This is a genomic window from Pseudonocardia sp., assembly GCF_050250275.1.
GTDB lineage: Bacteria > Actinomycetota > Actinomycetes > Mycobacteriales > Pseudonocardiaceae > Pseudonocardia.
This window is the reverse complement of record NZ_JBFWOY010000018.1, coordinates 49,079-74,860: the sequence shown is the minus strand read 5'-3', so window position 1 is coordinate 74,860 and position 25,782 is coordinate 49,079. Positions and strand designations below refer to the sequence as shown.

Here is a 25,782-nt window from a genome sequence, read left to right as displayed (position 1 = left end):
CGGCGGAGGGCCTACAGCCGGGCCGCCGAGGTGCGCCGGCGCAGCAGCTGCTGACGGTAGAGGGCGCCACGCTCGGTCCGCGGCACCACGAACATGTCGTAGAGGACGACGATGACCACCAGGGCGGCCCACGTCGCGGCGGCGACCCAGTCGGTCGCCGCGATGGCGATGCCGACGATCGCGGTGACGACCAGCAGGAACACCGCGAGCGGCGTGCCGAACCGGGCCACCAGCGGCCGGTCGAGATCCTTGCGCCGCTTCATGAGCAGGTAGAACAGCGCGACGAAGAAGTACAGCGTCGCCGACCACGTCGACAGCACGTGCGACACGAACGTGAAGTCGCCGATGTAGACACCGATCAGCGCGAACACGGCGAGGATGACGATCGCGACCCAGGGGACCGAGCGACGCGAGTAGCGGCCGATGACCCGCGGCAGGGCGCCCTGCTGGCTGTAGAGGGCGAGGATCTTGCCCATGCCCATGAAGTAGACCGAGAGCGTCGTGTAGGTCGCGATGAGCATGGCGATCAGCGCGAGGAAGAACAGCGGGTTGTTCCCGAACTTCTCCTCGACGACCCCGATCGTCGGGACCGGCATGAGCACCAGCGCGGCGATCGGGAGGCTGCCCAGGATGCCGATGGCCAGCGGGATCTGGCGGATCCACAGCTGCCACGCCGCGGACAGCAGCCCGATGTCGCGCGAGCGCCGGAAGTCCTTCCACTCGTCGACGAGGACCTGCTGGACCTCCATGATCCCCGCCATGATCCCGAGCCAGAGGCCGACGATCGTGAAGAAGCCGAGGAAGGTGATGGGGGTCGGCGAGGGCCAGTTCAGCGAGAACGAGTCCGCGTTGGCGATCAGGGCGAACACGCAGATCGCCAGCACGATGTCGGCCACGAGCGTGATGACGACGAGCGTCGACTGCACCTTGCCGGTGATCTGGTGGCCCAGCAGGTTCAGCGCCAGGACCGGGACGAGCACCACGTAGGGCCAGATCGCCGACGGGACGCTCGGGAACAGCAGCGCGAAGAGCTCGTTCGCGATCAGCAGCTCCAGCCACATGAACGCGCCGTAGACCGGGGCGTAGAGCACGAGGTAGCTCGTGCCGAGCGGGAAGACCCCGGCCTCGCGGGCGTAGGACTGCAGGGATCCGGGTTCGGGGACCGCGGTGATCATCTCGCGGTAGAGCCACCAGGCCGTGTGGATGATCACCACACCGCCGACGAAGCCCAGGATCGACCACAGGATCCCGAACGACGAGGCGATGAACACGATCCACGCCCAGCCGGCGGTGAAGAGCATCTCGCCGGTGCCGATGGCCGAGACGTCGAACCAGGACAGCGGTTTCTCGTCGACGAGCTCGATGTCGTCGAGGCCGTCCTCGGACAGCGCGTCCGACAGGGGGTCGGAGATTTCGTCACTCGTGGACACGGGCGTCCCTCTCTCGTGGGTGGGATCACGGATGGGGCTTACACGGCGGCGGGGAGGGTGCCGGGAGCGGTTCCTCAGAACGTGCCTGCGGACCGTTCCCGACGGCCCATGTCCGCCACCAGGTCGGCGGCGTGCTCGTCGTCGAGGCGGAACTCCGGGGGCGCGGCAAGGTCCCGGGGGTCCGCGCCGTCGCCCGGCCCGTGGACGACGTCGTAGGTCAGGTCGGTGACGGAGTAGCCGATGCCGCGGTCGTGCGGCCACGAACGGGCGAGGGCGTCCTCGTCGAACTCGACGACGCGGCCGTCCTGCACGACGGTCTCGATCGCCTCGCGGCGCTGCAGGACGGTGATGTCGGCGACCGGGTCGCCGTTCACGACGATCAGGTCGGCGATCATGCCGGGCGCGACCGTCCCGATCCGGCCCTCCAGCCCGAGCATGAGGGCGCCGTTGCCGGTGCCTGCCTGGATCGCCTCGAGGGAGCTCAGCCCCGCGTAGCGCATCAGCAGCTCGAGCTCCCGGGCGTGCCAGACGCCGTAGGGGCTCAGCGAGAACCCGGAGTCGGTGCCGAGGACCATCGGGACCCCCGCCGCGTGCGCCCGGTGCAGCGCGTCGGCGGACTTCTCCAGCATCCGCTTCATCCCGTCGCGCAGCGGGACGGGGGCGCCTACGAGATGACCCCAGTCCCCGGCGTTGGCGAGCAGCAGCAGGGTCGGGACGAGCGGCGTCCGGGACTCGGCGAGGTGCGCAACGGTCTCGTCGCTCAGGATGTTGCCGTGCATGATCCAGTCCATGCCGGCCGTGACGGCGGCGTCGACCTCCGCCGAACCGCGGGCGTGGATCGTGATCTTCTTCCCCAGCTGGTGGGTGAGATCGGCGAGCACCGTCATCTCGTGCGTGGTGAACGCCTGGAAGTCCCCGTAGGGGCTGTCGGCGAGCTTGATCAGGTCGACACCGTTCTTCACCTGGTGGCGGACCTCGTCGATCATGTCATCGAGGCGGTTGTGCACGATCCCGATCGAGCCCTCGGGGACACCGACGGAGTCGGGGTACCAGTCGGTGAGCCCGTTGCTGGTGGACAGGTAGCGACCCGCCGAGGTCATGCGCGGACCCTGCACGATGCCGTCGCGGATCGCGTCGCGCAGCGCGACCCCGATGTAGTAGCTGCCGCCGGGCTGGGAGATGCCGGTGACGCCGGCGCGCAGCACCTTCTGGGCGTGGAACGCCGCCTTCAGCGTGCGCGACTCCGGGCTGGTGTAGAGGTCGATCTCCTCCTCGGACCGCGACTCGCCGTAGGTCATGTGACAGTGCGCGTCGATCAGGCCGGGCATGACGGTGCGCCCGGTCGCGTCGATCTCGCGCAGAGACTCCCCCCGAGGCACCTGGTCGCGTGTGACGTCCGTACCCACCGCGTGGATCAGGCCGTCCCGGACCAGCACCGACGCGTTCGGGACGGGCGGGTTGCCGGCGCCGTCGACGACGGTGCCGTGCGCGATCAGCAGCCAGGTGGACGGCATGCGCCGGGCTCCTCGTTCCTTCGTGCGGCCGGGCCGGCCACGGGGTGATGCGGAACCGTGGCGTGCCGGCACCGGGGGACGGAAGCGCGGGCGTGAACGCAGGCGAAACGAACGGTGCTGCGACGCGGGTCACACGGGCGGGCGCACGGCCCCGAACCCGGGCCGAGAAACCCGTGCCGGGGCGGCGAAACCGCGCCGGATCAGCGACGCAGGTCGCGGAGCAGGGCGGACGTCGTCGCCGACGGCTCGGTCCCGAACTCGCGCAGCGCCCCCTCGCACGACCGGTACGCCGCGAGGACGCGGTCCGAGTCGCCCATGGCGTGGGCGAGGCGCATCTGCAGCCGCCACCCGGCCTCGCGCGCGGGGTCGGCACGGAGCACGGTGGCGAGCAGGTCCTCGGCCTGGCGGAACGATCCTGTGGCGAACGCGGCCTCGGCCGCTTCGGACCGGACGTCCTTGAGGATCTCGGCCAGCTGGGCGCGGCGCTCCTCGGCCCAGCCGGAACGGATGCCGGGCAGGTACTCCCCCCGGTCGGCGATCTCGAGCGCGTCGAGCAACAGGCCGAGCCGGTCGGCTCCCCGCAGGGCCTGTGCCTGCGCCAGGAGTGCGACGACCCGCCTCGACTCGGTCGTGACCCGGACCCGGGGTGCGAGCCGTAGCGCGCCCGGCCCGCCGTCGGTCTCCAGGACGTCCGGCACCGCCTTGCGCAGGTGCAGGATCGCCTGCCGCAGGTACGACGCCGCCGAGTCGTCGCGGCGGCCCGTGAACAACGCGTCGAGCAGCTGCGGCCGGGTGACGGGCTCGCGCTCGCCCCGGTTGGACAGGAACGTCAGCAGCTCGACGCTCTTCGCCAGCCGCGGCTTGACCTCCCGGCCGTTCAGGATCACCGCGGTGCGCCCGAACTCGGCGACGTGCACGGCGGCTCCGATGACGTCGCCGAGCCCGCCGACCCGCGCCGTCAGCGCGCGCCCCAGCTCGTGCCATGCGGACTCCGCCGTGACCTCCAGGTCGAGACGTCGGGCGAGCACGTCCGGGAACTCGGCGAGCGCGTTGAGCAGCACGTGCGTGGAGCCCTGCCCCCGGGCGGCCTCCAGCGCGACGTCCGCCGCGGCGTCGGCGGTGTCCTCGTCCCCGGTCCGCCATGCGGCCTCGGCGAGGTAGACCGCCGCCGCGGGCAGGTGCAGCAGCCGCCCACCCCGGCGCATCCCGGCCACCGCGGGCTGCAGGTGTGCCACGGCTGCCGCGGCGTCGCCCTCGGCGAGCGCGATCCGTCCCCGCACCGTCGCCGCATGCTCGGCGACCAGCGAGTAGCTCTGTCCGATGGGGTGGGCGAGCAGGGGGCGCAGCGCGCGCGTCGCCGCCGCCGGGTCGCGGTCGAGACGGAGCGCGAACTCGGCCTCGATCAACCGGCTGTAGGCCTCGAACAGCGACGATCCCGTGCTGGCGATCCGTTCGCGTCCGTCGCGCAGCAGCCGCCACGCGTCGTCCTCCTCACCGATCTCGGCCATCAGCCGCGGCCCGACGAGCGCCTGGAGCCAGACGCTGTGCTCGGCCGACGCATCGACCAGCCGGTGGTAGAGCTCGAACGCCTCGGCGGGCCGTCCGGTCGCGAGCAGTCCCGAGACCTTCCACGAGTCCGCCGCCCGCTGCGCCCACGGCGAGGCCGGGCGGGTGTCCATCGCCTGCAACCGGCCGAGGTCGAAGTGCGCGCGCATGACCAGCGCGTCGAGCGGCCCGCCGCTGAGGGCACCCAGCCCGGGTGCCACGTCGTCGGGCGGCGCTTCCACGTCGACCATCCGCATCGCGTACCGGGCGGCGTCGACGTCGGGGCCCGGGGCGCCGGAGGCGATCACGGCGCGCATGTCGTCGGGGCGGCCGGCGTGCAGGTAGCACCACGCCATGAGGCCGGCGGCCCGCCCCGAGGTGGCCGCCAGCTCGGCCCGCCGGCCCGCGGCCTCGAGCCGGTCCGCGAGCCGGACGCCGGCGGCGAAGTCCTCGCGGACCACCGCCAGCATCAGCTCGGCACCGGTGAGGGCGACGTGGTGCTCGCGGCGCGCCGGTCCCAGCCGTTCGAGCCACCGTTCGGCCGTGGGGAAGTCCGTCCGCTCGATGGCCCGCTCCAGTACCGGGCGGATGACGGCCACGGCCTCGTCGAGGGCGTCCGCGGCGAACAGCTCCTCCAGTGCCTCCTCGTCGTGGCCCGACGCGAGCAACAGCCGGGCGTAGGCGGTGCGCAACCGGCGTTGCTCCTCCTCGCCGCGACGCGCGAGCCTGCGCAGCAGGAACTCCCGGAACCGCGGGTGGCACCGCATCCGGTCGCCGTCCCAGCTGACCGGGAGCCGCCGGCCCCGCAGGGCGTGCATCCGCGACGACGCCGCCGTCAGTCCGACGGCCTCGGCCCCGCGCGGCGTGACCTCCTGCAGGACGGCCGTCGTCACCAGGAAGTCCTGGTCCTGCGGGTCGAGCTGGTCGAGGATCTGGGTGGCCAGGTAGCCGTGCAGCGGGTCGGCCTCCCCGCCCAGGCCGATGACGTGGTCGGTCGAGCGCCACGCCTCGAACAGCACCCCGGTGAGCCAGCCCCCGGTCTCGATCAGCGCCTCGACCGGGTCGATGTCGCTGCGGCCCGACCGGGCGAGCGCGTCGGTGGCCTCCTGCACCGTCAGCGCGAGGTCCTCCTCCCCCACGGCGGCCACCCAGGGGCCCCAACCCGATGTCGTGACGGCCAGCTCGACCCTGCTCAGCAGCACCAGCCGCGCGGTCGCGGGCAGGTAGTGGACGAATGCGGACACGACTCCGAGCGCTGCGGGCGAGTCCGCGAGCCGCTCGGCGTCGTCGAGCACGACGAGGACGTCGCTGCCCTCCACCGCCTCCGCCAGCAGTCCGGCCACCTCCGAGTGCGCGAGGTTCGCGGCGAGCGCACCGCTCGCCACCCCCCGGATCTCCGGGATGTGCCGGGCCAGCGCCGCTTCCAGGTACACGAGCAGGCGACCGGTGGCGACGTCGGTCGTGTCGAGGTCGAGCCAGGCCAGGGGCCGGTCCAGCCGTTCGGCCGCCTGCAGGACCGCGGTCGTCTTGCCCGCGCCCGCCGACGCGTACACGACGACGAGCCGGTGCTGCTCGATCAGCCGCACGAGCAGCGCCTCGACCCGCGGACGACGGGTGACGGCGGGACCGAGGGGTGGCGGGGTGATCTTGCGCCGGATGATCCAGTCCGGGTTGCCGGGGCGCCCCGTCATGGCTGATCCCCCTTCCCCGTTTCGGCCGCGTTCACGCCGTGTGCCTGCGCTGCGCGAGTCGCAGGTTACGTTCCCCTCCCCAGAGCCGAGGAGCAGAGTTGCCCATCACATCCTGCGGCGCGGTACGTGTCCATCACGAGGAGCGCGGGTCCGGACCGGCCGTCGTCTGGATCCCGGGGACCGGGCTGTACGGCAGCAGCTGGGCGCCCCAGACCGGCCACTTCGCGGACCGTTACCGGTGCCTGACCGTCGACCTGCGCGGAGCGGGCTCCGAAGGCGACCTCGACGGCCTCACCGTCGGCGACCTCGCGGGCGACGTCGCCGCGTGGATGGACGCGATCGGGGTGGGCCCCGCCGTGGTCGTGGGGCTGTCGCTCGGATCGGCCGTCGCGCAGGAGCTCGCCCTGGCGCGCCCGGACCTGGTCCGCGCGCTCGGCCTGGTCGCCACCTGGTCGTCGACCGCGCGCGAGCACCACATCCGGCGACATTTCGAGTCGCGGCTCTACGCGCTGGAGAAGGGGCCGCTCGACGTCTTCGCGCAGTTCGCGTTCTGGATGTCCGCGCCCGCGGTGGTCGACAACGAACCCGACCTGCAGCGGCGCGTCGAGGAGCTGCTCGGGGAGCACACGTCCCGCAACCCGCCGGGCACCGCGGCCCATTTCCGCGCCGACCTCTCCCACGAGACCCGCGACCGGCTGGCCTCGATCTCCTGCCCGGTACTCGTCGTGCACGGCGACCAGGACCTGATCACGCTGCCCTGGTACAACCGGGCGGTCGCCGAGGCCATCCCCGGCGCGCGGCGGGAGACGATCGCCGACGCCGGGCACCTCGTCTGGCTGGAGCGCCCGGACCTGCTCAATGCCGCGCTCGAGAGCCTGCTGGCCTCCCCGACCTGACCACGGTCGTCGGCCTTCGGCGCCGCACCCGACAATTGCGTCGTGCACGACGAGACCCTGAGCGTCCACGCCGGCAACGCCGTCGACCCGGCCACCGGGGCGATCCGCCGTCCGCTGGTCATGGCCAACTCCTACGCGTTGCCCGCCGACCCGTCCGAGCTCGACTGGTCCGATTTCTCGACGCCGCTCTACACCCGCAACGGCGGCGCGAACCAGGGCTGGCTGGAGGAGAAGCTCGCCCTGCTGGAGACGGCGGGTGAGCGCGGTGACGTCGACGCCGTCGCGTTGGCCAGCGGTGTCGCGGCCATCCACGCCGTGCTGTTCACGTTCCTGCGCAGCGGCGACCACGTCGTCTGCTCCGACGTCACCTACGTCGCCACGCATCGGCTGCTCACGGAGCTGCTGCCCGACAAGTACGGCATCACCGCGACGTTCGTGGACTCGTCCGACCCCGGGGCGGTGCGCGCCGCGATCCGGCCCACGACCCGGCTGGTGCACGTCGAGACGCCGGCGAACCCCACGACCCGGATCACCGACGTCGAGGCCGTCGCAGCGGTCGCGCACGAGGCCGGCGCGCTGCTCAGCGTGGACGCCACCTTCGCGACGCCCGTCCTGCAGCGGCCGCTCGCGCTCGGCGCGGACCTCGTCGTGCACTCGCTGACGAAGTACGTCAACGGTCACGGCGACGCGATGGGCGGCGCGGTCATCGGCGACCGCCGCCTGACCGACCGCGTCCGCGCCGACGCGCAGGTCGACGTCGGCGGGGTGATCAGCCCGTTCCACGCCTGGCTGATCATGCGTGGCTCGGTCACCCTGCCGCTGCGGATGGGCCGCCACTGCGCCTCGGCGCAGGTCCTCGCGCAGTGGTTGGAGGCCGACCCGCGGGTCGCCTACGTCGCCTACCCAGGGCTGCCGTCGCACCCGCAGCACGACCTCGCGGCGCGGACGATGACGGGCTTCGGCGGCATGCTCGCCTTCGCGGTCCGCGGCGACGCCGACGCCCAGAACCGGTTCGTCGCGGCCCTGCGGGTGATCACCTCGGCGGTCTCGCTGGGGCACGACGAGTCGCTGATCGTGCACGTCGCGGGCGACGGCGAGCGCGCACGGTTCTGGCCCGAGGAGTTCCGGCGGTGGGGGCACCTGCGTTTCTCGGTCGGGCTGGAGCATCCCGACGACCTGGTGGCCGACCTCGACCAGGCCCTGACCGCGGTCCTGGGCCCACGCTGAGGGTGCGCGGTTCTCAGGTCGACGCGCGCAGCAGCAGGAGGGTGGCGGTCCGTTCGGCGCCGTCGTCGAGGTCGCTCCCGAGCAGCGCGCGCACCCGGCGCATCCGCAGCCGGACGGTGTTGGGGTGCACGTGCAGCTCCGCGGCGGCCCGGTTCACCTCGCCCCAGCTCTCCAGCCAGACCCGCAGTGTCGCGGCGAGGGCGCTGCCGTGCTCCTCGTCGGCGGCGTGGAGCCGGGCGAGGCCGTCGTGCCCGACGGTGGCGACCGCTGCCGTGGCCCGCCGCAGCACCACCGTCGTCCAGACGTCCTCGTAGGCCACGACGCGCAATCCCAGTTCGGTGGCGGCGACGAGTGCTTCGGCTGCTTCCCGGCGGGCGCGGGGCAGGCCCGCTTCGTCGGCGACGGCGCGGCCGGCGGCGACGCGTGCCGGGCCGCCGTCCGCGACGAGCCCCCGCAGCCACGGCCAGCCGCCGGCGCCCGGGCCGTCGTCGACGATCGCGAAGGTGACGCCGTCGACGTCGCCGAGGATCGGCTCCGCCCAGGCGTGGCGCCGCAGGAAGGTCCGCCAGACCGGGAGGTCGACGTCGCGCCCCTCGTCGTCGGCGGGGCCGTCGGTGAGCCGCCCCAGCGCCACCACCCGCAACGCCCGGGAGGCGAACGCGAGGTCGCCCCCGGCGACGCCGCCGCCGCGCAGCGCCTCCCGCACGCGTTCGACGGAGTAGCGCGTGGCGAGGTCCCGGCCGGCGCGCAGCCGAACGACCTGCAGCGCGACGGCCGCACCGACCGCGACCAGCCGTTCCTCCAGCTCCGGGGTGAGGTCGCCGTCGCGGATCGCCCAGATCGAGCCCACGGCCTCGTCGCCGACCCGCAGCGGCACGACCAGCCTGCCGAGCAGGTCCGGCGGAACGGCCGGCAGGACGATCGGCCGGCGGGCCCGGCGCAGCCGCCGCAGCACACCTGTTGCCCGCAGCCGGCGCAGGACGTCGGCCGGGACGGCGCGCCCCAGGATCGTCGACGTCCGGACGACGTCGGCCTCCCCGACCCCGGCGGAGTAGGCCAGCACCCGGCTGTGCGGGTCCTCGATCGTGACCGAGGCGTCGAGCATCCGGGCGACCGTGTCGGCCATCGCGAACAGTTCCTGCTGGGCTGCGGCCCCGTCGTCGGCGTCGTGTCCGTCGCGGTGCAGCAGGCTGCGCAGGAACCAGACGAGGTGGCTCCAGTCCATCCGCTCGTCGACGGCGGCGAGGGTGAGCCGCTGCGCCCGGGCGAGTGCGACGGTCCCGTCGGCGACCGGCGCCCGCAGGACGAGCCCGGCCGCGCGTTGCGCCGCCGCCCGCCGGACGGTCGCCTCCTGCGCCGCGGCGCCGTCGGCGCCGATCGCGACGACCAGCGCGCCCGGCCCGGCCGGGGCGGTGTCGCCGGCGAGGTGGATGTCGCCCACCGCGACGGCGTTCCCCGCCACCAGCACGCGCAGCACCCCGTCGCCCGGTGAGCGCAGGACCTGCAGACCCGTCGGCATCACCTGACTGTAGCGATCCGACAGTCCGGGGGTCCGGCACTGTTCGGTCCGGACATCGGATTCGGGCCCGGCAGGGCTCAGGATCGGGGTATGAGCACCCCCGCACCGGAACGTGTCGCGGTCGTCGGCGCCGGCATGGTCGGCCTCGCCTGCGCCTGGTACCTGCAGGAGCACGGTGTCGACGTCACCGTGGTGGAACGTGACGACGTCGCCGCCGGGTCGAGCTGGGGCAACGCCGGCTGGCTGACCCCGGGCATCGCCACCCCGCTGCCCGAACCGGCCGTGCTGCGCTACGGGTTGCGGGCGGTGCTCAGCCCCGGCTCCCCCGTCTACGTCCCGCCGACCGCCGACCCGCAGCTGCTGCGGTTCCTCGCCGGGTTCGCCCGCAACTGCACGATGCCGCGGTGGCGCGCCGCGATGGACGCCCTGGTCCCGCTGAACGCCGGCGCCCTGGACGCGTTCGCGCGGATCGAGGCCGGGCTGCCGGAACGGACCCGGCCCGCGGACCCGTTCCTCGCCGCCTACCGGACCAGCCGCGAACGCGAGACGCTCCTGCAGGAGATCGAGCACATCCGCGCCGCGGGCCAGGACGTCGAGTTCGACCTGCTCGACGGCGACGAGGCCCGCAGCCAGGAGCCCGCGCTCGCCCCGGGCATCACGGCCGCGATCCGGTTGCGCGGCCAGCGGTTCCTCGACCCGGCCCCGTTCGTGCACGCCCTCGCCGACGACGTCGTCGCACGCGGCGGCACCATCGTGCGCGAGCAGCTCGTCGACGACGTCACGACGGCGGCGGAGGGCGTCACCGTCGGCCGCCGGACCTTCGACGCGGTGGTCCTCGCCACCGGCGCGCGGCTCGGCACCCTGGCACGCCGCTTCGGGGTGCGCCGCCTCGTCCAGGCCGGCCGCGGCTACAGCTTCACCGTGAAGGTCGACCAGCTGCCGCGGGGCCCGGTCTACTTCCCGGCGCAGCGTGTCGCGTGCACGCCGGCCCGGGGCCGGCTGCGCGTCGCCGGGATGATGGAGTTCCGCCCCGTCGACGCCGCTCCCGACCCGCGCCGCATCCAGGCACTGGTCGACGCCGCGTCGCAGTTGCTCGACGGTGCCGACCTCGAGCACCGCGAGGACGAGTGGGTCGGTGCCCGGCCCTGCACGGTCGACGGGTTGCCCCTCGTCGGACGCACCGCCGATCCGCGGGTGTTCGTCGCGGGCGGTCACGGCATGTGGGGTATCGCCCTGGGCCCGGTGACGGGCAGGCTGCTGGCCGAGCAGATCGCGACCGGCAGCTCGCCCGCGGCGTTGGCGCCGCTCGACCCGCTGCGCTGAGCGGTGACGGCCGGGCCCCGGCGGACCTGAGCGATCTCCCCGAGGCGAGACCCGCGGGGCGCCGGCGGTGCTCGGCCGGCACCCGCGCCCGCAGGCGCACCACGCCGTGGTGCGCCTCGCCATCCGCCGCGCCGCAGGGGCACACGCGCCCGCACCGCCCGGTGGCGGGTGGTGCGGGCGCGGGCCGCGGGGTCAGACTCCGGCGGGGGCCCGGTTGCGGTCGACGTTGCCGGGGACGGGCGGTACGGCGGCGTCGGCGGCGCTGCCGTCCTTGTGGAACCGGCCGCCCTTCATGATGTAGTTCAGCTTCGTCCGGTCCTGCAGGACCGTGATGTCGGCGAGCGGGTCGCCGTCGACGAGCAGCAGGTCGGCGAGGTAGCCGGGGGCCACCTTGCCGAGCTCGTCGGGGCGCAGCATGATCTCGCCGCCCCACGCGGTCGCCGAGACGATCGCCTCCATCGGGGTGAAGCCGAGCAGCTCGACGAAGTGTTCGAGGTCGCGGGCGTAGGTGCCGTGCGGTGTCCACGCGAAGCCGTAGTCGCCGCCGGGCAGCACCCTGATCCCGCGCCGGTGCATCTCGCGCAGGCCCTCGATCGCCGTCTCCAGCTCCTTCTTGTACCCGACGGCCTCGGCGGCCTCCTGGGGGAACCCGAACGACTCGGCCTCGTAGAGGGTGGCGACGAGCCAGTTGATGCCGGGCGCGACGAACACCCAGTCCTTGTTGGCCTCGAGCATGTCCATACCCTCGGCGTCGGTGAAGCTGGCGTGGTAGATGACGTCGACGTGGTTGCGCACGCACATCTTGACGCTCTCGGCGCTGCGGGCGTGGGCGCAGACGCGCTTGCCGCGGCGGTGGGCCTCGGTGACGGCGGCGGCGACCTCCTCGTCGGAGAAGTAGGTGTCCTCGGCGCGCTGCGTGCCGGTGATCTCCTCACCGGTCATCGACAGCTTGATCTGGTCGACGCCGATATCGATCAGTTCACGGACCGCCTTGCGCATGCCCTCGGGACCGTCGGCGAACTTGGTGATCGACTTGATCAGTGCGCCGCCGGTGACCGCGATCTCGGGGCCGTTCGCGAGGTAGCGGGGCCCGGGGATGCGACCGGCGTCGATCGCGTCGCGGCAGACGACGTCGAGGCGGTCCTTGGCCGAGGCCGCGCCGAGGCACATGGTGTAGCCGGAGTCGATGTAGGTCCTCGCCGACTCGAGGCAGAACAGCAGGTGCTCCTCGACGGGCATGGTGCCCAGGCCGTCGAGGTCGGCGGAGTTGTTCCAGGAGAAGTGGGTGTGGGCGTCGCACAGCCCGGACATGAGCGTCCGGCCGCGGCCCTCGACCACCCGGGCGCCGCCGGCGCGGGCCGCGTCGACGTTCCCGACCGCGGCGATGCGGTCGTCCTCGACGAGGACGTCGCCCCGGTACGGCTCGGCGCCGGTGGAGTCCAGGACGGACACGTCACGGAACAGGGTCTTGTCGGGCACGGTGCCCTCCTCTTCGTCGAGGTTCGGTCTGTCAGACGAACTTGGTCAGGTGGTCGGTGACGGCACCGGCGGCCTCGAGGGCGGTCCAGTGGCCGACACCGGGCAGAACGTGGACGGTCGCGTTGCCGTGCGCGTCGGCGAGGTCGTGGCTGGCCTCGGGTGGGCCGACCTTGTCGTCGGCGCCGGTGACGAGCAGCAGCGGCAGTGCGGGGTCGACGGGGCCGGGGTCGGTGGCGGCGGCGAGGGCCTCGCAGTTGCGGGCGTAGCCCTCGGGGTCCTGGCGCATGACGAGCTCGCGGACGAAGGCGGCGACCTCGGGCCGGTCGGTGCGCGTGGTCTCCGACAGCGCGTTGGCGACGACTCCGGGGGCGACGGCCGCGGTTCCCTCGGCGCGCAGGGTCGCGGCGCGGTCGCGCTGGGCCCGGCGGCCGGCCTCGGGGGGTTCGCGGACGGCACCGAGCAGGGTCAGCGAGGTGACCCGCTGCGGGTGGCGTGCGGCGAACACCCGGGCGACGAGCGTGCCCATGGAGTGTGCGACGACGGCGGCGCTGTCGATGCCGGCCTCGTCGAGGACGGCGGCGAGGTCGTCGGCGTGGGACTCGATGCTGATGGCACCGGCGGTCTCGGAGCGTCCGGCGCCCGCGGAGTCGACGCGGACGACGGTGTGCGCGCCGGCGAGGGCGTCGGCCTGTACCTGGTAGAAGTTCGAGGTCCCGCCCAGGCCGTGGACGAACAGGACGGCGGGGCCGTCCCCTTCGATCTCGACGGCCAGTTCCTTGCCGTTGACGTTCACGACTCTCCTTCGTTCGGGTGCGTGGCTGGTCAGACGATGCGGTTGCGCTGGGTGCCGAGCCCGGTGATCGAGATCTCGACGACGTCACCGGCGGTGAGGAACCGCGGTGGGTCGAACCCGATGCCGACGCCGGCGGGGGTGCCGGTGGCGATGACGTCGCCGGGCAGCAGCGTGATGCCGGCCGAGAGGGTGGCGATGAGCTCGGGGATGTCGAAGATCAGGTCCTTGACCGGCGCGGACTGGCGCGCCTCGCCGTTCACGCGGCTCTCGACCTGCAGGGCTGCGACGTCGGCGATCTCGTCGGCGGAGACGGCGTACGGGCCCATCGGGCAGTGGGTGTCGAGCGACTTGCCGATCAGCCACTGCTTGTGGCGGCGCTGCAGGTCGCGCGCGGTGACGTCGTCGACGATCGTGTAGCCCCACACGTGCTCGTAGGCCGCCGCACGGCTGATGCCGCGCCCGCCGGTGCCGATGATCACGGCCAGCTCGGCCTCGTAGTCGAGCTCGGCGGTGACCCCCGGGTGGGCGAGGACGTCGTCGAACGGGCCAGTGACCGACGTCGTGGCCTTGGCGAACACGATCGGGTGCTCGGGCAGGTCCTCCGAGCGGTCGGGCTGGTCGTAGCCGGAGCGGCCGAACTCGGCGACGTGCTCGCGGTAGTTCTTGCCGACGCAGAAGAGGTCGCGCCGGGGCCGTGGGATCGGGGCGTGCAGCCGCACGTCGTGGAGCGCGAGTGCCGGCAGGGCCGGGGCGCGCTCGGTCAGGACGGGGGCCCATCGTGCCCAGCCCTCGATCAGCTCCAGCACGCCGGTTCCCGCGGGGAGCAGGCCACCGATGTCACGAACCTCGCCGGCCCCGGCGTCCACCACTCCGACGCGGGGGCCGTCACCGGTCGAGAAGGTCACCAGCTTCATTGCGAACCAATCTGAACCAATTGAACCAATCTGGTCCTGGCCGACCGTACGCGGCGCCACGGGGCCTGTCGAGGGCCGGACCGCATTGGTCGTCATTGGTCCGCGCACGGGCTATGGTGTGCGGCATGCAGACGGTGGAGCAGGCCCTGCGGGCCCTGGTGACCGAGGGGACACAGGACGGCAGCCTGCGCCCGGGGTCGAAGCTGCCCACCGAGCGCGCCCTGGTCGCGCGGCTCGCGGCACCGCGCAGCGCGGTCCGCCGGGCCCTGGAGGTCCTCGAACGCGACGGGGTCGTCATCCGCCACGTCGGGCGCGGCACCTTCCTCACCGACGTCGCCGTCCAGCAGGTCGACGGCGCGCCCGCCGACACCAGCCCGGCCGAGATCATGCAGGTCCGGCTCCTGCTCGAACCCCAGGTCGCCGCGCAGGCCGCGCGGGTCGCCACCCAGGCCGACCTCGACCGGATAGTCGAGTGCCTCACCGGCGGGGCGGGCGCCGACGACTTCGACGGCTTCGAGGCCTGGGACGCGAAACTGCACCGCGCCATCGCCAAGGCCACCCACAACGGCCTGCTCATGAACATGTTCGACGTCGTCAACACCGCGCGGGCACTGCCGGTGTGGGGCTCGCTCAAGCGCCGCGTCTCCACCCCGCAGCGGCGCCGCTGCTACCACGACGAGCACACCGCGATCGTCGACGCGCTGCGCGACCGCGACCCCGACGGCGCCGCCCGTGCCATGCGTCACCACCTCGAGCACGTCTCCGACAACCTGCTCGGGAGACACTGAACCCCACACACGACGAGGTGGGGAGACGCATGACAGTGCTGGATCGGTTCTCGCTCGACGGCCGGGTCGCGATCGTGACCGGAGCGTCGTCGGGGCTCGGCGTCGCGTTCGCCACGGCGCTCGCGGAGGCCGGCGCCGACGTCGTCCTGGGCGCGCGGCGCGCCGACCGGCTCGACGAGACCCGCAGGATGGTCGAGAGCCTCGGGCGGCGCGCGGTCGCGGTGGCCACCGACGTGGCGCGGCAGGCCGACTGCCAGAACCTCGTCGACACCGCGATGGCCGAGCTCGGCCGGGTCGACGTCCTGGTGAACAACGCCGGCATCGGCACGGCGGTCCCGGCGACGCGGGAGACGGTCGAGGAGTTCACCCGCGTCATCGACGTGAACCTGAACGGCTGCTACTGGATGGCCCAGGCGTGCGGGCGGGTGATGGCGCCGGGCAGCAGCATCGTCAACATCTCCAGTGTCCTGGGGCTGACCACGGCGAGCCTGCCGCAGGCCGCCTACGCGGCGAGCAAGGCGGGCCTGATCGGGCTGACCCGCGACCTGGCCCAGCAGTGGGGCGGCCGCAAGGGGATCCGGGTCAACGCGCTGGCGCCGGGCTTCTTCGCCTCGGAGATGACCGAGCAGTACAAGCCCGGCTACCTGGACGCGATGATGGCCAGGGTCCCCTTGGGGCGCAAGGGCGATCCCGAGGAGCTGGCCGCGTCACTGGTGTTCCTGGCCAGCGCCGCGGGTGGCTACGTCACCGGGCAGACGATCGCGGTCGACGGCGGCATGACCGTCACCTGAGCCCGGCAGGGCCGTCGAGGTGCGGCCGGCAGGCCGCCGTGTCGGCGGCACCCCTCGCGGCCGTGCGCCGGCCCTCGGCCGACCGTGGGGGGTTGCACGCGCGAACGCCCCCGGAGCTGGTGATCCGGGGGCGTCCTGCGGGTGGTGGCGGGGCTCAGTGGTGGCCGTAGCTGCTCGAGGAGTGGCTGTAGTCGTCGTTGCCGTGCTTGTAGCTCTGGTCGTGGCACGAGGACTTGTCGTCGTAGGACTTGTCGTCCCAGCAGTCGTCGTAGCGCTTGTCGTCCCAGCAGTGGGTGTACTTGTCGTCCCACTCGTTGTGGGTCTTGTACTCCGAGCCGCAGTGCTTGCCGTAGTCGTCGTTCCAGGACTTGTCGTGGCCGCTGTACTTGGAACCGGAGTGGCAGGAGGACTTGAACATCGTGGGCCTCTTTCGGTGTGGGGGTTCGTGCTGTGGGGTTCGTGCGGTGGGGGTTCGTTCTGGTGAGGAGAACTCTGCCGTCCGCGAGGCTCCGTGACGATCGAGTGCGCCCCCTTTCCCGAGGGGGTGAACCCCACTTCCCGCACGGGACCTCGGTCCCGGACGATCGGGACCTCGGCACCGAGCGCGACGGGCCGTCGGGGCGCTACCGTCGGCGGCAGAAGGCCACGGCAGGGGAGGCTCGGTGCCCATCACGGTGTTCCTGCTCGACGACCACGAGATCGTGCGGCGCGGCATCGCCCAGCTCCTCGAGACCGAGGACGACATCGAGATAGTCGGCGAGGCCGCGACGGCGGCGCAGGCGCTGGCCCGCATCCCGGCGGCCCGCCCGGACGTCGCCATCCTCGACGTCCGGCTGCCCGACGGGGAGGGCGTGTCGGTGTGCCGGGACGTGCGGTCGTCGACGACTCCTCCCCCGGCCTGCCTGATGCTGACGTCGTTCTCCGACGACGAGGCACTCTTCGGCGCGATCATGGCCGGGGCCTCGGGATACCTGCTCAAGCAGGTCGCGGGCTCCGACCTGGTCGGGGCGGTCCGCACGCTGGCAGGCGGCGGCTCGCTGCTCGACCCGAAGGCGACGTCGCTGGTCCTGGAGCGGCTGCGCCGCGGCGAGCAGGCCGAGGACCCGCGGTACGCCGGGCTCTCGCCGCAGGAGCGGCGCATCCTCGACCTGATCGCCGACGGCATGACCAACCGGCAGATCGGTGCGCAGCTGTACCTCGCCGAGAAGACGGTGAAGAACTACGTGTCGTCGTTGCTGCACAAGCTCGGTTTCTCGCGCCGCACCGAGGCCGCCGTCTACGCCGAACGGCGCCGCGCGTCGCAGTGACCGTGGGGGCACCGGCCGTCGAGCGGTGCGTCCCGGCGGCCGCGCCGGGTCCGGGCTCCGCGGCGCCGGCGCCCTACTCGCCGCCGGTGCCCGGGACCCCCACCGGGCGCGCCCGGTCGGCGAGCACCTCCAGGACGTGGACGTAGTCGTGCCCGGTGGCACGGCTCATCCCGAGCTCGCAGGTGCGGTTGCAGGAGGCGTAGGCGTCGGCGTCGACGTCTGCGAGCTCGCGGGCCTGCGGTGCGGTCGCGGCGGCGGTCAGCTCGGGATGGAGCAGGCCGCGGTCGCCCGCGAAACCGCAGCAGTTCCAGGAGTCCGGGACGACGACCTCGGTGGCGACCGCCTCCGCGAGCCTGCGCAGCGGGTCGAGGAGCCCCAGCTGCGTCGCCGAGCAGGTGGGGTGCACCACCATCCGCGGCAACGGCTCCGCGACGGTCAGCCCGGGCAGCAGCCGATCGGCGGTGAAGGCGACGACGTCGACGACCTCGATGCCGCGGAACCGCTCCGGGCCACCGGCGATCATCAGGGCGAGACCCTCGGTGCACGACGACGCGTCCGACACCACGGGGATCCGGCCGCCGCGGGTGGCCGACCACAGCGCCGGCAGCACCCTGGCCGCCATCGCGGCGGCGCCGGCGGGCAGGCCCTTGGACTTCCACGGGGTGCCGCAACAGAGTTTCGGCAGGTCGTCGGGGACGGTGACGCGCAGTCCGCCGCCGCGGCAGAGCCGCACGAACGCGGCCGCGGCGCCTTCCCCGGTGGGCCCGAACATCGCACCGGTGCACGACGGGAACAGCACCAGGTCCGCGTCGCCCGCGGTGAGCCCGCCGGGCGTGCGCCGCCCGCCGCCGGGCAGGTCGCGCGTCCACAGTGGGACGTTGTCGGGGTCGGCGACCCGGCGGATCGCCGCCGACACCGGACCGGCCGCCGCGGGCACGGCCTTCGCGACCGAGAGCGCCGCGCCCAGCGTGCGGGTCGTCGCACCCCAGTGCCTCGCCGCGAACGCCCAGCCGCGCCCGGCCGCCCTGCCCGACCCCTCGGCGCGCAGCCGACGGACCAGGTCACCGGTGTTGATCGTGACGGGGCAGGCGGTGGCGCACATGCCGTCGACGGCGCAGGTGTCGACGCCGTCGTAGGCGTAGTCCTCCTCCAGCGCGGCCACGAGCGCGGCATCACCGCCGGCCCGGGCGCGTTCGAGCTCGCGGCGCAGCACGATGCGCTGCCGCGGGGTCGTCGTCAGGTCGCGGCTCGGACACACCGGCTCGCAGAACCCGCACTCCACGCAGCGGTCGACCTCCTCCTCGACCTGCGGCGCCGACTTGAGGTCGCGCAGGTGCGCGGTCGGGTCGTCGTCGAGGACCACCCCGGGTGAGAGCAGCCCGCCCGGGTCGCACAGCCGCTTGATCTCCAGCATCACCTCGTACAGGTCGTCGCCGTACTGGCGGCGGACGAACGGCGTCATCATCCGGCCGGTGCCGTGCTCGGCCTTGAGCGTGCCGCCGTGGGCCAGGACGAGGTCGACCATGTCGTCGGTGAAGCGCCCGAACCGGTCCCGGCCGGACCCCGCCCCGAGCTCCTCGGTGAGCATGAAGTGGATGTTGCCGTCCTTGGCGTGACCGAAGATCACCGCGTGGTCGTAGCCGTGCTTGCCGAACAGCCCGATCAGGCCCTCGCACGTGGGCAGCAGGTCGGGGACGGGCACGGCGATGTCCTCGAGCAGCGCCGCGGTGCCCGACGGCCGGGCACCCGCGACCTTCGCGTAGAGGCCCTTGCGCAGCTTCCACAACCCGGCCTTGGCCGCCGGGTCGCCCGACAGCTCGCGGGGGCCGTGCAGCGGCAGCCGGGCCAGCAGCGGCGCGGCGGCCGCACCGAGCTCGTCGGCCTCCGCCGCGGTGTGCCCGCGGTACTCCACGAGCAGCGCCGCGTGCTCGTCGACGGTCAGCGCGCGCAGCCGGGGGTCGGCGTCGGCGTCGGACTGCCCGACCCGCAGCGACGTGGCGTCGAGCAGCTCGATCGTCGCCGGTGCGGAGGCGACGAGCTCGGGCAGGGCACGGTTGGCGTCGGCCAGGCTCTCGAACACGAGCAGGCCGGTGCGCGTGTGGGCGAGGACCGGCACCGTGCGCATCGTGATCGAGGAGACGAACGCGAGCGTCCCCTCCGAGCCGACGATCAGGTGCGCGAGGACGTCGACGGGCCGGTCGTGGTCGAGGAAGGAGTTGAGCCCGTAGCCCATGGTGTTCTTGAGCGAGAACAGCGTCTCGATCGTCCGGCGGGCGGCGGCGTCGCCGCGGAGCCGGTCGCGCAGCCGGGCGAGCCCCGCCCACAGGTCGGGCTCGCGGGCGCGCAGCTCGTCGTCGGCGCCCGGTCGGCCGGTGTCGAGGACCGTGCCCGACGGCAGGACCAGCTCCAGCGAGTCGAGCAGCGCGTAGCTGTTGGCGACGGTGCCGCACGCCATCCCGGACGAGTTGTTGGCGACGACCCCGCCCAGCGTGCAGGCCACCTCGCTGGCCGGGTCGGGCCCCAGCATCCGGCCGTACCGGGCCAGCCGCGTGTTGACCGCGCGGACCGTCGCGCCGGGACCGACCCGGACCCGGGCGCCGTCGTCGAGGACCTCGACGGCGCGGAAGTGCCGGCGGGTGTCGACGAGGATCCCGTCCGTCACGGCCTGCCCCGACAGGCTGGTGCCGCCGGAGCGGAAGGTCAGCGCGACGCCGGTCGCGCGGGATGCGGTGAACAGTCGCGCGACGTCGGCCGCCGACGCCGCGGTGACGACGGCCCGCGGGGTGCGGGCGAAGTGCGACGCGTCGTGGGCCATGCCGAGCCGGTCGATCGCGCGTGCCCGCACGGCGTCCGGCCCGACGGCCGCGGTCAACGCGCCGGTGAGGGCCGCCTCGGTGATCACATGGTCTCCCGTGGTGGTGGGGTCCGGAGAACTGTGGCACACCCGAGGCGGCCCCTGCCCGTCGTCTCAACCTGAGACGTGCCGCCTCAGGCGGCGGTGCGGAACCCGGTCGCCCGGTACTCGGTGGCGATGTACTCCGCCTGCCGGATGGCCAGCGCGACGATCGTCAACGTCGGGTTGGCCGCCGCGCCCGTCGTGAAGACGCTGCCGTCGGAGACGAACAGGTTGGGCACGTCATGGGCGCGGCCGAACCGGTCGACCACACCGTCGCCGGGGAGCCGACTCATCCGGCAGGTGCCCAGGTTGTGCGTCGAGGGGTAGGGCGGGGTCTCGATGATGCGGTTCGCCCCGACCGCCCGGTAGACGGCGCCGCCCTGGCGGCGGGCGTGGTCGCGCATCGCCTCGTCGTTCGGGTGGTCGTCGAAGTGCACGTTCGCGACGGGCAGCCCGTGCGCGTCGACGGTGTCGCGGGAGAGCGTGATGCGGTTGCTCTCCTGCGGCATGTCCTCACCGACGATCCACATGCCCGCGGTGTTGAGGTAGCCGTCGACGATGCCGGTCAGCGAGGGTCCCCAGCTGCCGGGGGCGACGAACTTGGCGAAGAACGCCGGGCCGAGCGCGATCGTCTCCATGTAGTAGCCGCCGACGAACCCGCGGTCGGTGTCGAGCCGGGACTCGTCGCCGATCACCCCGGCCATCGTCTCGCCGCGGTACATCCGGACCGGCCGGTCGAACTGTCCCCACACCGTCGCCGTGGTGTGGCGCATGTAGTTGCGCCCGACCTGGCCCGACGAGTTCGCCAACCCGTCAGGGAACCGGGTGGACGCCGAGAGCAGCAGCAGCCGCGCCGACTCGATCGAGTTGCCGGCGACGCAGACGACCGCGGCGCGCTGGCGGCGCAGGGTGCCGCTGCCGTCGACGTAGAGCACGCCCGTGGCCCGCCCGCCCGCGTCGTGCAGGATCTGCGCGACGTGGCTGTCGGGACGCAGGTCCAGCAGCCCGGTCTGCTCTGCCTTGGGCAGTTCCGCCACCAGCGTCGACCATTTCGACCCGTGCTTGTCGCCCTGGAAGTTGAATCCGTCCTGGACCGATGCCGGCCGACCGTCGTAGGGCTCGGCGTTCGTGGCGTAGGGCCCGGTCGCGTAGTCGCGGTAGCCGACCTTCTCGGCACCGTTGGCGAACACCTTGTAGTTGTTGTTCGCCGGCAGCGGCGGCCGGCCGTGCCGGTGCGTGACCCCCATCTTGATCTCGGCCTGGTCGTAGTACGGGTTCAGCTCCGCCGGCGTGACCGGCCAGTCGAGCAGGTTGGCCCCGTCGATGTCACCGTAGGTCGACCGCGCCGCCAGCTCGTGCGGCTTGAACCGGGGACACGCACCCGCCCAGTGCGTCGACGTCCCGCCGACCGCCTTGACGATCCAGGCCGGCAGGTTCGGGAAGTCCTTCGCGACCCCCCAGCTGCCCGACGCGGTGCGCGGGTCGGTCCAGGCCATCTGGTCGAAGGCCTTCCACTCGTCGTTGTGGTAGTCGGCTCCGGTCAGGTGCGGACCGGCCTCCAGCACCACGGTCTTCACCCCGCGCCGGCACAGCTCGTACGCGAGCGTCCCACCGCCGGCACCGGATCCGACCACCACCACCACGTCGGTGTCGTCGTACTCGAAGCGGGTCATGCCGAGGCCTCCTGCTGGCTCACGATGCGCGGGTCGGGCAACCAGTCCAGGTCGTCGAAACCGCGGTCGACGTACCCGCCCCGGTCGTAGGACGGACCCTCGTAGCCGAGCAGGTCCCAGACCTCGTGGTCGTCGTAGAGCGCCACGATCGCCACGTCGAGGATCGCGGCGAAGAACGGGGTGCCTGCCACACCGCGCAGCACGAGCGCGGCGGTCTCCTCGTCGAGGCAGGAGAACGCGGCGTCGCGCTGCTCGTCGAGATCGGCCAGGCCCTGCACGAGCAGACCGTGCAGCCGTGGGTCGGTGCCGGCCGCAGCGAGCACCGCGTCGGCGGTGCGCTCGTAGGGCCCGGTCGGGAACGTCGCGTGCGGGAACGCCGCCCGCAGTACGTCGACCAGCGTCGCGCGCTGGTGGTCGGACAGAAGGGTGCTCACCAGAACTCCTGTTCAGGGGTGTGACGGGATCCCCGCCCGGTGGGCCCGGGACGGGGTGCGGTCGTGCAGGGGCGCCTACGACGAGGCGGGGTCCCGGATGCCGTAGACCTCGATGCGGCGGTAGAGGGTCGCCCGGCTGATCCCCAGCCGGACGGCCGCCTCGGTCATCGTGATCCCCGGCTCGGCGAGGCAACGCACGATCTCGTCGCGCTCGACGGTCTCGATTCGCGACAGCGACCGTCGCGGCGCGCCGCCGGCCAGCTCCGCGGGCAGGTGCTCGACATCGACGAGGTCGGTGCGCGCGACGGCCGCCTCGACGACCCCGCGCAGCTGGTCGACGTTGCCCGGCCAGCGGTAGGCCAGCAGGCTGCGCTGGGCCGCGTCGGTGAACCGGACCTCGCGGCGGCGCTGCTTCGTCGCGAACGCCCGCGCCAGCGGGACGACGTCCTCGCGGCGCTCGCGCAGCGGCGGCAGCTCCACACAGGTGTCGACGAGCGGGCGCAACGCCTCGGGCAGCGCGCCCACGCTGCGGGCGGTGAACGCGATGCCCGGCCTGCCGCCGTCGCCGCTCCCGCCGGGCATCGTGGCGCGCAGCGTGCCGCCCAGCTTCGTCGCCACCCACGACGGGAGCTCGTCGACCTGGCTCACCACGATGCTCGTCGCGGCCTTGCCCAGCTCGGGCTCCCACAGGTCCAGCCACGCCGCCGTGTCCTGCACCGCGGGCGGGCGCGCCACCAGCACCCGGCCGTACGGATGGGTCCGCGACAGCGCATCGGTCAGCAACGACCGCCTGCCGACGCCGTCCTCACCGACGACGGCGACCACCCGGCCCGCCGCCAGCGCGGCCTCCACGTCCGCCGACGCCGCGCGCCAGCTGCGCGACCGCGGCGACACCGCCGTCCCCGGCGGCCGCAGGAACACCCGGAACACCTGCCCGTGCGACGCCGCGCGCGGCACCCGGCCGCGGTGGCGGGCCAGCATCATCGCCGCGGTACTGCTCGCGGCGCTCTGCGCCAGCGCCAGCAGCAGCTTGTCCGACTGCTGCGCCCACGTCGTCAGGTTGATGGTGCCCGCGAGCTCCCCCGACACCGGATCGAGCACCGGCGCGGCCGCGCACGTGTAGCCCCACAGCTCGCTGCAGAAGTGCTGGTCGGCCCGCACCAGGGCGGGGGCACGGTCGGCCAGCGCCAGCCCCAGCCCGGTCGTGCCCGCCTCCCGCTCCCCGTAGTCGAACCCCGGCGCGAGGTACACGGCGTCGAGCGCCGAGAGCAGCGTCCGCTCATGGCACACCCTGTTCAGCACCACACCGTCGCCGTCGGTGAGCATCATGCTGATCGGCTCGTTCGCCAGCGTCGCCTGCAGGCCCTCGACGACGTCCAGCCCGCAGCGGAAGAACAGCGACTCCTCGTCGACCGCACCGCTGAACACCGGTGCGACCTCGTCGAGCGACGCGCCGAACTCGGTGCTGCGCCGCCAGGACGCGGCGATACGGTCCGACACCACCGACCCGGCGGCGGTGACCGGCCGTGCGATCTGCTCTCGTTCCGAGAGCGGAGCTGATCCGTTCATCCCTTCCTCACCTCCGAGGCGTCGATGCGCTCATCAGCCCGTCGACTGTGACACACGCGACCGCACTGTCGCACCGACCGGACGTCTCAGCCTGAGACAAGATCGACTCCGGTTCCGAACAGGCCGTTGGTCCCCCCACCCGCGGCCGTCGGCCTCTCCCGGCGCCCGTCCCGCGCGAGGACGCTCGACACCGGAGAGAGGAGCCGACGATGAGCGCCACGAGCAGCGGTGTCGACGTCCACACCCTGGAAGGAGCGGTCCGGCGCGCAACCCGCGCACCGTCGGTCCACAACACCCAGCCCTGGCGGTGGCGGGTGGCGCCGGGCCGGATCGACCTGCACGCCGACCCCGACCGCCGCCTCGTCGCGACCGACCCCGACGGCCGCGACCTGCTGGTCAGCTGCGGCGCGGCCCTGGAGTACCTGCGCGTCGCGCTCGCCGGCGTCGGAGCGGGCAGCAGGACGACGCGCTTCCCCGACGCCGACGACCGGTACCACCTCGCGACGGTCACGGTCCGCGCCGGGCACGCCGCGCTCGACGACGCGAACCTGTACGCCCAGCTCGACCGCCGCCACTCCGACCGCAGGCCCTACGACGCCGGGATCCCCGCACAGCTGGTCCGGACCCTCGCCCGGCGCGCACGCACGTTCGGCGCCGAGCTCGTCGCCGTCGACGGGCGGGCCCGCGAGGCGCTCGTGCGCGCCCTCGACGACGCCGCCACGGGACAGCCCTACCGGCCCGGCTACCTCGCCGAGCTGCTGGTCTGGACCCACCGCTACGCCGGTGCCCGGGACGGCGTGCCCTGCACCGCCGTCCCGAAGGCGGGTCCCGACCACGACGCGGGGCACCTGAACCGCTTCCCGGCGGGCACCCTGGCGCACCGCACGGCACTCGAGCCGGACGCGGGGACGCTCTGCGTCCTCACGACCGCGGCCGACGACCGGACCGACCGGCTCCGCGCGGGCGAGGCCGCCGCGGCGGTGCTGCTCGCGGCCACCGCGGCCGGTTACGCGACGTGCCCGCTCAGCCAGGCCCTCGAGCTGGAGGCGACCCGCGCGCGGGTGCAGGTCGCGGCCGGCGCCATCGGCCACCCGCAGCTGCTGATCCGCATCGGCCGGCCCGCCGAGTACAGCGGCCCGGTCCCGGAGACACCCCGTCGCGCGGTGTCGAACGTCCTGTTCTGAGCGCGCGGGCCGCCCCGCGTTCGGCGCCGCCGACGGTGCACGTCGGACCGACCGTCGACCGGGCCCGCCGACGCCGGACCGTGCCGGCACCCGACCGACCCGCGGACCTCGGCCTCCCGGCACGGCACCCGCGACAGAGCCGCTGCGCCACCCTCCCACCCGAGGGCCGCGACCACCCGCAGGGCCGCGCCGCAGGGCCGCGCCGCAGGGCCGCGCCAGGAACGCGGCCGCCGGACGCGGTGCCGGGGCTCCTCCCGGTCCCACCGGGATCGCCGCTGCGACAACGCGGTCGCCGCGGTTCCCGGGCCGGGGCCGGCGGACCGTCCGGCCTGAACGGCGGCCCGGCCGGCTCAGGGGTGGCGGGTCCGCAGCCCGGTCAGCCGCGCCGGGAGCAGGGCGAGCGCCGTGGCCGACGGGCCACCGGTCCACGGTCCGCGCAACCGGGGCCGCAGCTGCACCGCCTCGGCCGCGGCCAGCTCGAACGTCTCCCCGACGGCCAGCACCGTCCATGCCCGGGCAGACGCGTCGTCGAACCCGTCGGTCTCGAACGCCGCCACCGCGTTGCCGACGATCGCCCGCGCGACGGCCGGGTCGTCGACGGTGAACAGGATGCGTCCGCGGTCCCATGCGTAGCCGACGGGCCTGCTCTCCGGCAGCGCCCAGCGGGTGTACACGATCCGCCCGACGTGCCCCGTCGCGAGCAGCGCGCGGCAGTCGACGGCGTCGATGTCGGCCGGGCACGGGGTCGGTGCGCTCATCCCGCCAGCGTCCCCGCCCGGTCCTGCCGGGCGCAGGGCCGAAGGTCCGTA

At 73.7% G+C, this 25,782-nt stretch carries 20 protein-coding genes; 7 read left to right on the top strand and 13 right to left on the bottom strand.

Features of this window, described 5'->3' with window-relative positions; all coding sequences use genetic code 11:
- Positions 1–11: 11 nt before the first annotated feature.
- The 3 genes from AB7F12_RS17485 to AB7F12_RS17475 form a co-directional block, all read right to left on the bottom strand.
- A complete protein-coding gene (locus AB7F12_RS17485; RefSeq protein WP_428516649.1) occupies positions 12–1,430 on the bottom strand; it encodes an APC family permease in 1,419 nt (472 codons plus the stop codon).
- 74 nt (positions 1,431–1,504) lie between these two features.
- Positions 1,505–2,944 (bottom strand): amidohydrolase family protein, encoded by a 1,440-nt coding sequence (locus AB7F12_RS17480; RefSeq protein ID WP_428499515.1) that lies wholly within the window; start codon positions 2,942–2,944, stop codon positions 1,505–1,507.
- Between the two features lie 200 nt (positions 2,945–3,144).
- On the bottom strand, positions 3,145–6,180 hold the full coding sequence (locus AB7F12_RS17475; protein WP_428499514.1) for a BTAD domain-containing putative transcriptional regulator: 3,036 nt from the start codon (positions 6,178–6,180) through the stop codon (positions 3,145–3,147).
- Between the two features lie 98 nt (positions 6,181–6,278).
- Here AB7F12_RS17475 and AB7F12_RS17470 point away from each other — a divergent pair, with 98 nt between their 5' ends.
- Both AB7F12_RS17470 and AB7F12_RS17465 read left to right on the top strand, forming a co-directional pair.
- The gene (locus tag AB7F12_RS17470; protein WP_428499513.1) at positions 6,279–7,076 is read left to right on the top strand and encodes an alpha/beta fold hydrolase; all 798 of its coding nucleotides are present in this window, start codon (positions 6,279–6,281) and stop codon (positions 7,074–7,076) included.
- 42 nt (positions 7,077–7,118) lie between these two features.
- A complete protein-coding gene (locus tag AB7F12_RS17465) occupies positions 7,119–8,303 on the top strand; it encodes a trans-sulfuration enzyme family protein (protein ID WP_428499512.1) in 1,185 nt (394 codons plus the stop codon).
- 13 nt (positions 8,304–8,316) lie between these two features.
- Here the strand turns inward: AB7F12_RS17465 and AB7F12_RS17460 are convergent, their stop codons facing one another.
- Complete coding sequence (locus AB7F12_RS17460) at positions 8,317–9,822, bottom strand: PucR family transcriptional regulator (protein WP_428499511.1); 1,506 nt, start codon at positions 9,820–9,822, stop codon at positions 8,317–8,319.
- 90 nt (positions 9,823–9,912) lie between these two features.
- Between AB7F12_RS17460 and AB7F12_RS17455 the strand changes: the two genes are divergently transcribed.
- Entirely contained in the window at positions 9,913–11,145 is a 1,233-nt protein-coding gene (locus AB7F12_RS17455) for an NAD(P)/FAD-dependent oxidoreductase (RefSeq protein WP_428499510.1), read from the top strand.
- Positions 11,146–11,337: 192 nt separating this feature from the next.
- On the opposite strand, the gene AB7F12_RS17450 is transcribed toward AB7F12_RS17455, so the two are convergent.
- Genes AB7F12_RS17450 through AB7F12_RS17440 form a run of 3 tightly spaced genes read right to left on the bottom strand, consistent with a single transcriptional unit; the run spans position 11,338 to position 14,331 of the window.
- Positions 11,338–12,624: an amidohydrolase family protein gene (locus AB7F12_RS17450; protein WP_428499509.1), complete on the bottom strand. Its 1,287-nt coding sequence runs from the start codon at positions 12,622–12,624 to the stop codon at positions 11,338–11,340.
- Between the two features lie 31 nt (positions 12,625–12,655).
- Positions 12,656–13,417, bottom strand: a complete 762-nt coding sequence (locus AB7F12_RS17445) for an alpha/beta fold hydrolase (protein ID WP_428499508.1) — start codon at positions 13,415–13,417, stop codon at positions 12,656–12,658.
- A 29-nt stretch (positions 13,418–13,446) separates the two neighbouring features.
- Positions 13,447–14,331, bottom strand: coding sequence for a fumarylacetoacetate hydrolase family protein (locus AB7F12_RS17440; protein WP_428499507.1), 885 nt, complete (start codon positions 14,329–14,331; stop codon positions 13,447–13,449).
- Positions 14,332–14,456: 125 nt separating this feature from the next.
- Between AB7F12_RS17440 and AB7F12_RS17435 the strand changes: the two genes are divergently transcribed.
- Positions 14,457–15,119, top strand: coding sequence for a FadR/GntR family transcriptional regulator (locus AB7F12_RS17435; RefSeq protein ID WP_428499506.1), 663 nt, complete (start codon positions 14,457–14,459; stop codon positions 15,117–15,119).
- A gap of 29 nt (positions 15,120–15,148) precedes the next feature.
- The gene (locus AB7F12_RS17430) at positions 15,149–15,910 is read left to right on the top strand and encodes an SDR family NAD(P)-dependent oxidoreductase (RefSeq protein ID WP_428499505.1); all 762 of its coding nucleotides are present in this window, start codon (positions 15,149–15,151) and stop codon (positions 15,908–15,910) included.
- A gap of 154 nt (positions 15,911–16,064) precedes the next feature.
- Here the strand turns inward: AB7F12_RS17430 and AB7F12_RS17425 are convergent, their stop codons facing one another.
- Positions 16,065–16,328: a hypothetical protein gene (locus tag AB7F12_RS17425; RefSeq protein ID WP_428499504.1), complete on the bottom strand. Its 264-nt coding sequence runs from the start codon at positions 16,326–16,328 to the stop codon at positions 16,065–16,067.
- Positions 16,329–16,572: 244 nt separating this feature from the next.
- Here AB7F12_RS17425 and AB7F12_RS17420 point away from each other — a divergent pair, with 244 nt between their 5' ends.
- Positions 16,573–17,217, top strand: coding sequence for a response regulator (locus AB7F12_RS17420; protein WP_428499503.1), 645 nt, complete (start codon positions 16,573–16,575; stop codon positions 17,215–17,217).
- Positions 17,218–17,290: 73 nt separating this feature from the next.
- Here AB7F12_RS17420 and AB7F12_RS17415 read toward each other — a convergent pair whose 3' ends face one another.
- The 4 genes from AB7F12_RS17415 to AB7F12_RS17400 all read right to left on the bottom strand — a co-directional run bounded on the left by AB7F12_RS17415 (position 17,291) and on the right by AB7F12_RS17400 (position 23,789).
- The gene (locus tag AB7F12_RS17415) at positions 17,291–20,119 is read right to left on the bottom strand and encodes an FAD-binding and (Fe-S)-binding domain-containing protein (RefSeq protein WP_428499502.1); all 2,829 of its coding nucleotides are present in this window, start codon (positions 20,117–20,119) and stop codon (positions 17,291–17,293) included.
- A gap of 86 nt (positions 20,120–20,205) precedes the next feature.
- Positions 20,206–21,786, bottom strand: a complete 1,581-nt coding sequence (locus AB7F12_RS17410) for a GMC family oxidoreductase (RefSeq protein ID WP_428499501.1) — start codon at positions 21,784–21,786, stop codon at positions 20,206–20,208.
- Entirely contained in the window at positions 21,783–22,220 is a 438-nt protein-coding gene (locus AB7F12_RS17405; RefSeq protein ID WP_428499500.1) for a hypothetical protein, read from the bottom strand. The genes AB7F12_RS17410 and AB7F12_RS17405 overlap by 4 nt, the downstream gene beginning before the upstream one ends.
- A gap of 75 nt (positions 22,221–22,295) precedes the next feature.
- A complete protein-coding gene (locus AB7F12_RS17400; RefSeq protein ID WP_428499499.1) occupies positions 22,296–23,789 on the bottom strand; it encodes a helix-turn-helix domain-containing protein in 1,494 nt (497 codons plus the stop codon).
- A gap of 209 nt (positions 23,790–23,998) precedes the next feature.
- Here AB7F12_RS17400 and AB7F12_RS17395 point away from each other — a divergent pair, with 209 nt between their 5' ends.
- Positions 23,999–24,973 carry an Acg family FMN-binding oxidoreductase gene (locus tag AB7F12_RS17395; protein ID WP_428499498.1) on the top strand — a complete coding sequence of 325 codons (975 nt, stop codon included), beginning with the start codon at positions 23,999–24,001 and terminating at the stop codon, positions 24,971–24,973.
- A gap of 350 nt (positions 24,974–25,323) precedes the next feature.
- Here AB7F12_RS17395 and AB7F12_RS17390 read toward each other — a convergent pair whose 3' ends face one another.
- Positions 25,324–25,731 (bottom strand): pyridoxamine 5'-phosphate oxidase family protein, encoded by a 408-nt coding sequence (locus AB7F12_RS17390; protein ID WP_428499497.1) that lies wholly within the window; start codon positions 25,729–25,731, stop codon positions 25,324–25,326.
- Positions 25,732–25,782: the final 51 nt, after the last annotated feature.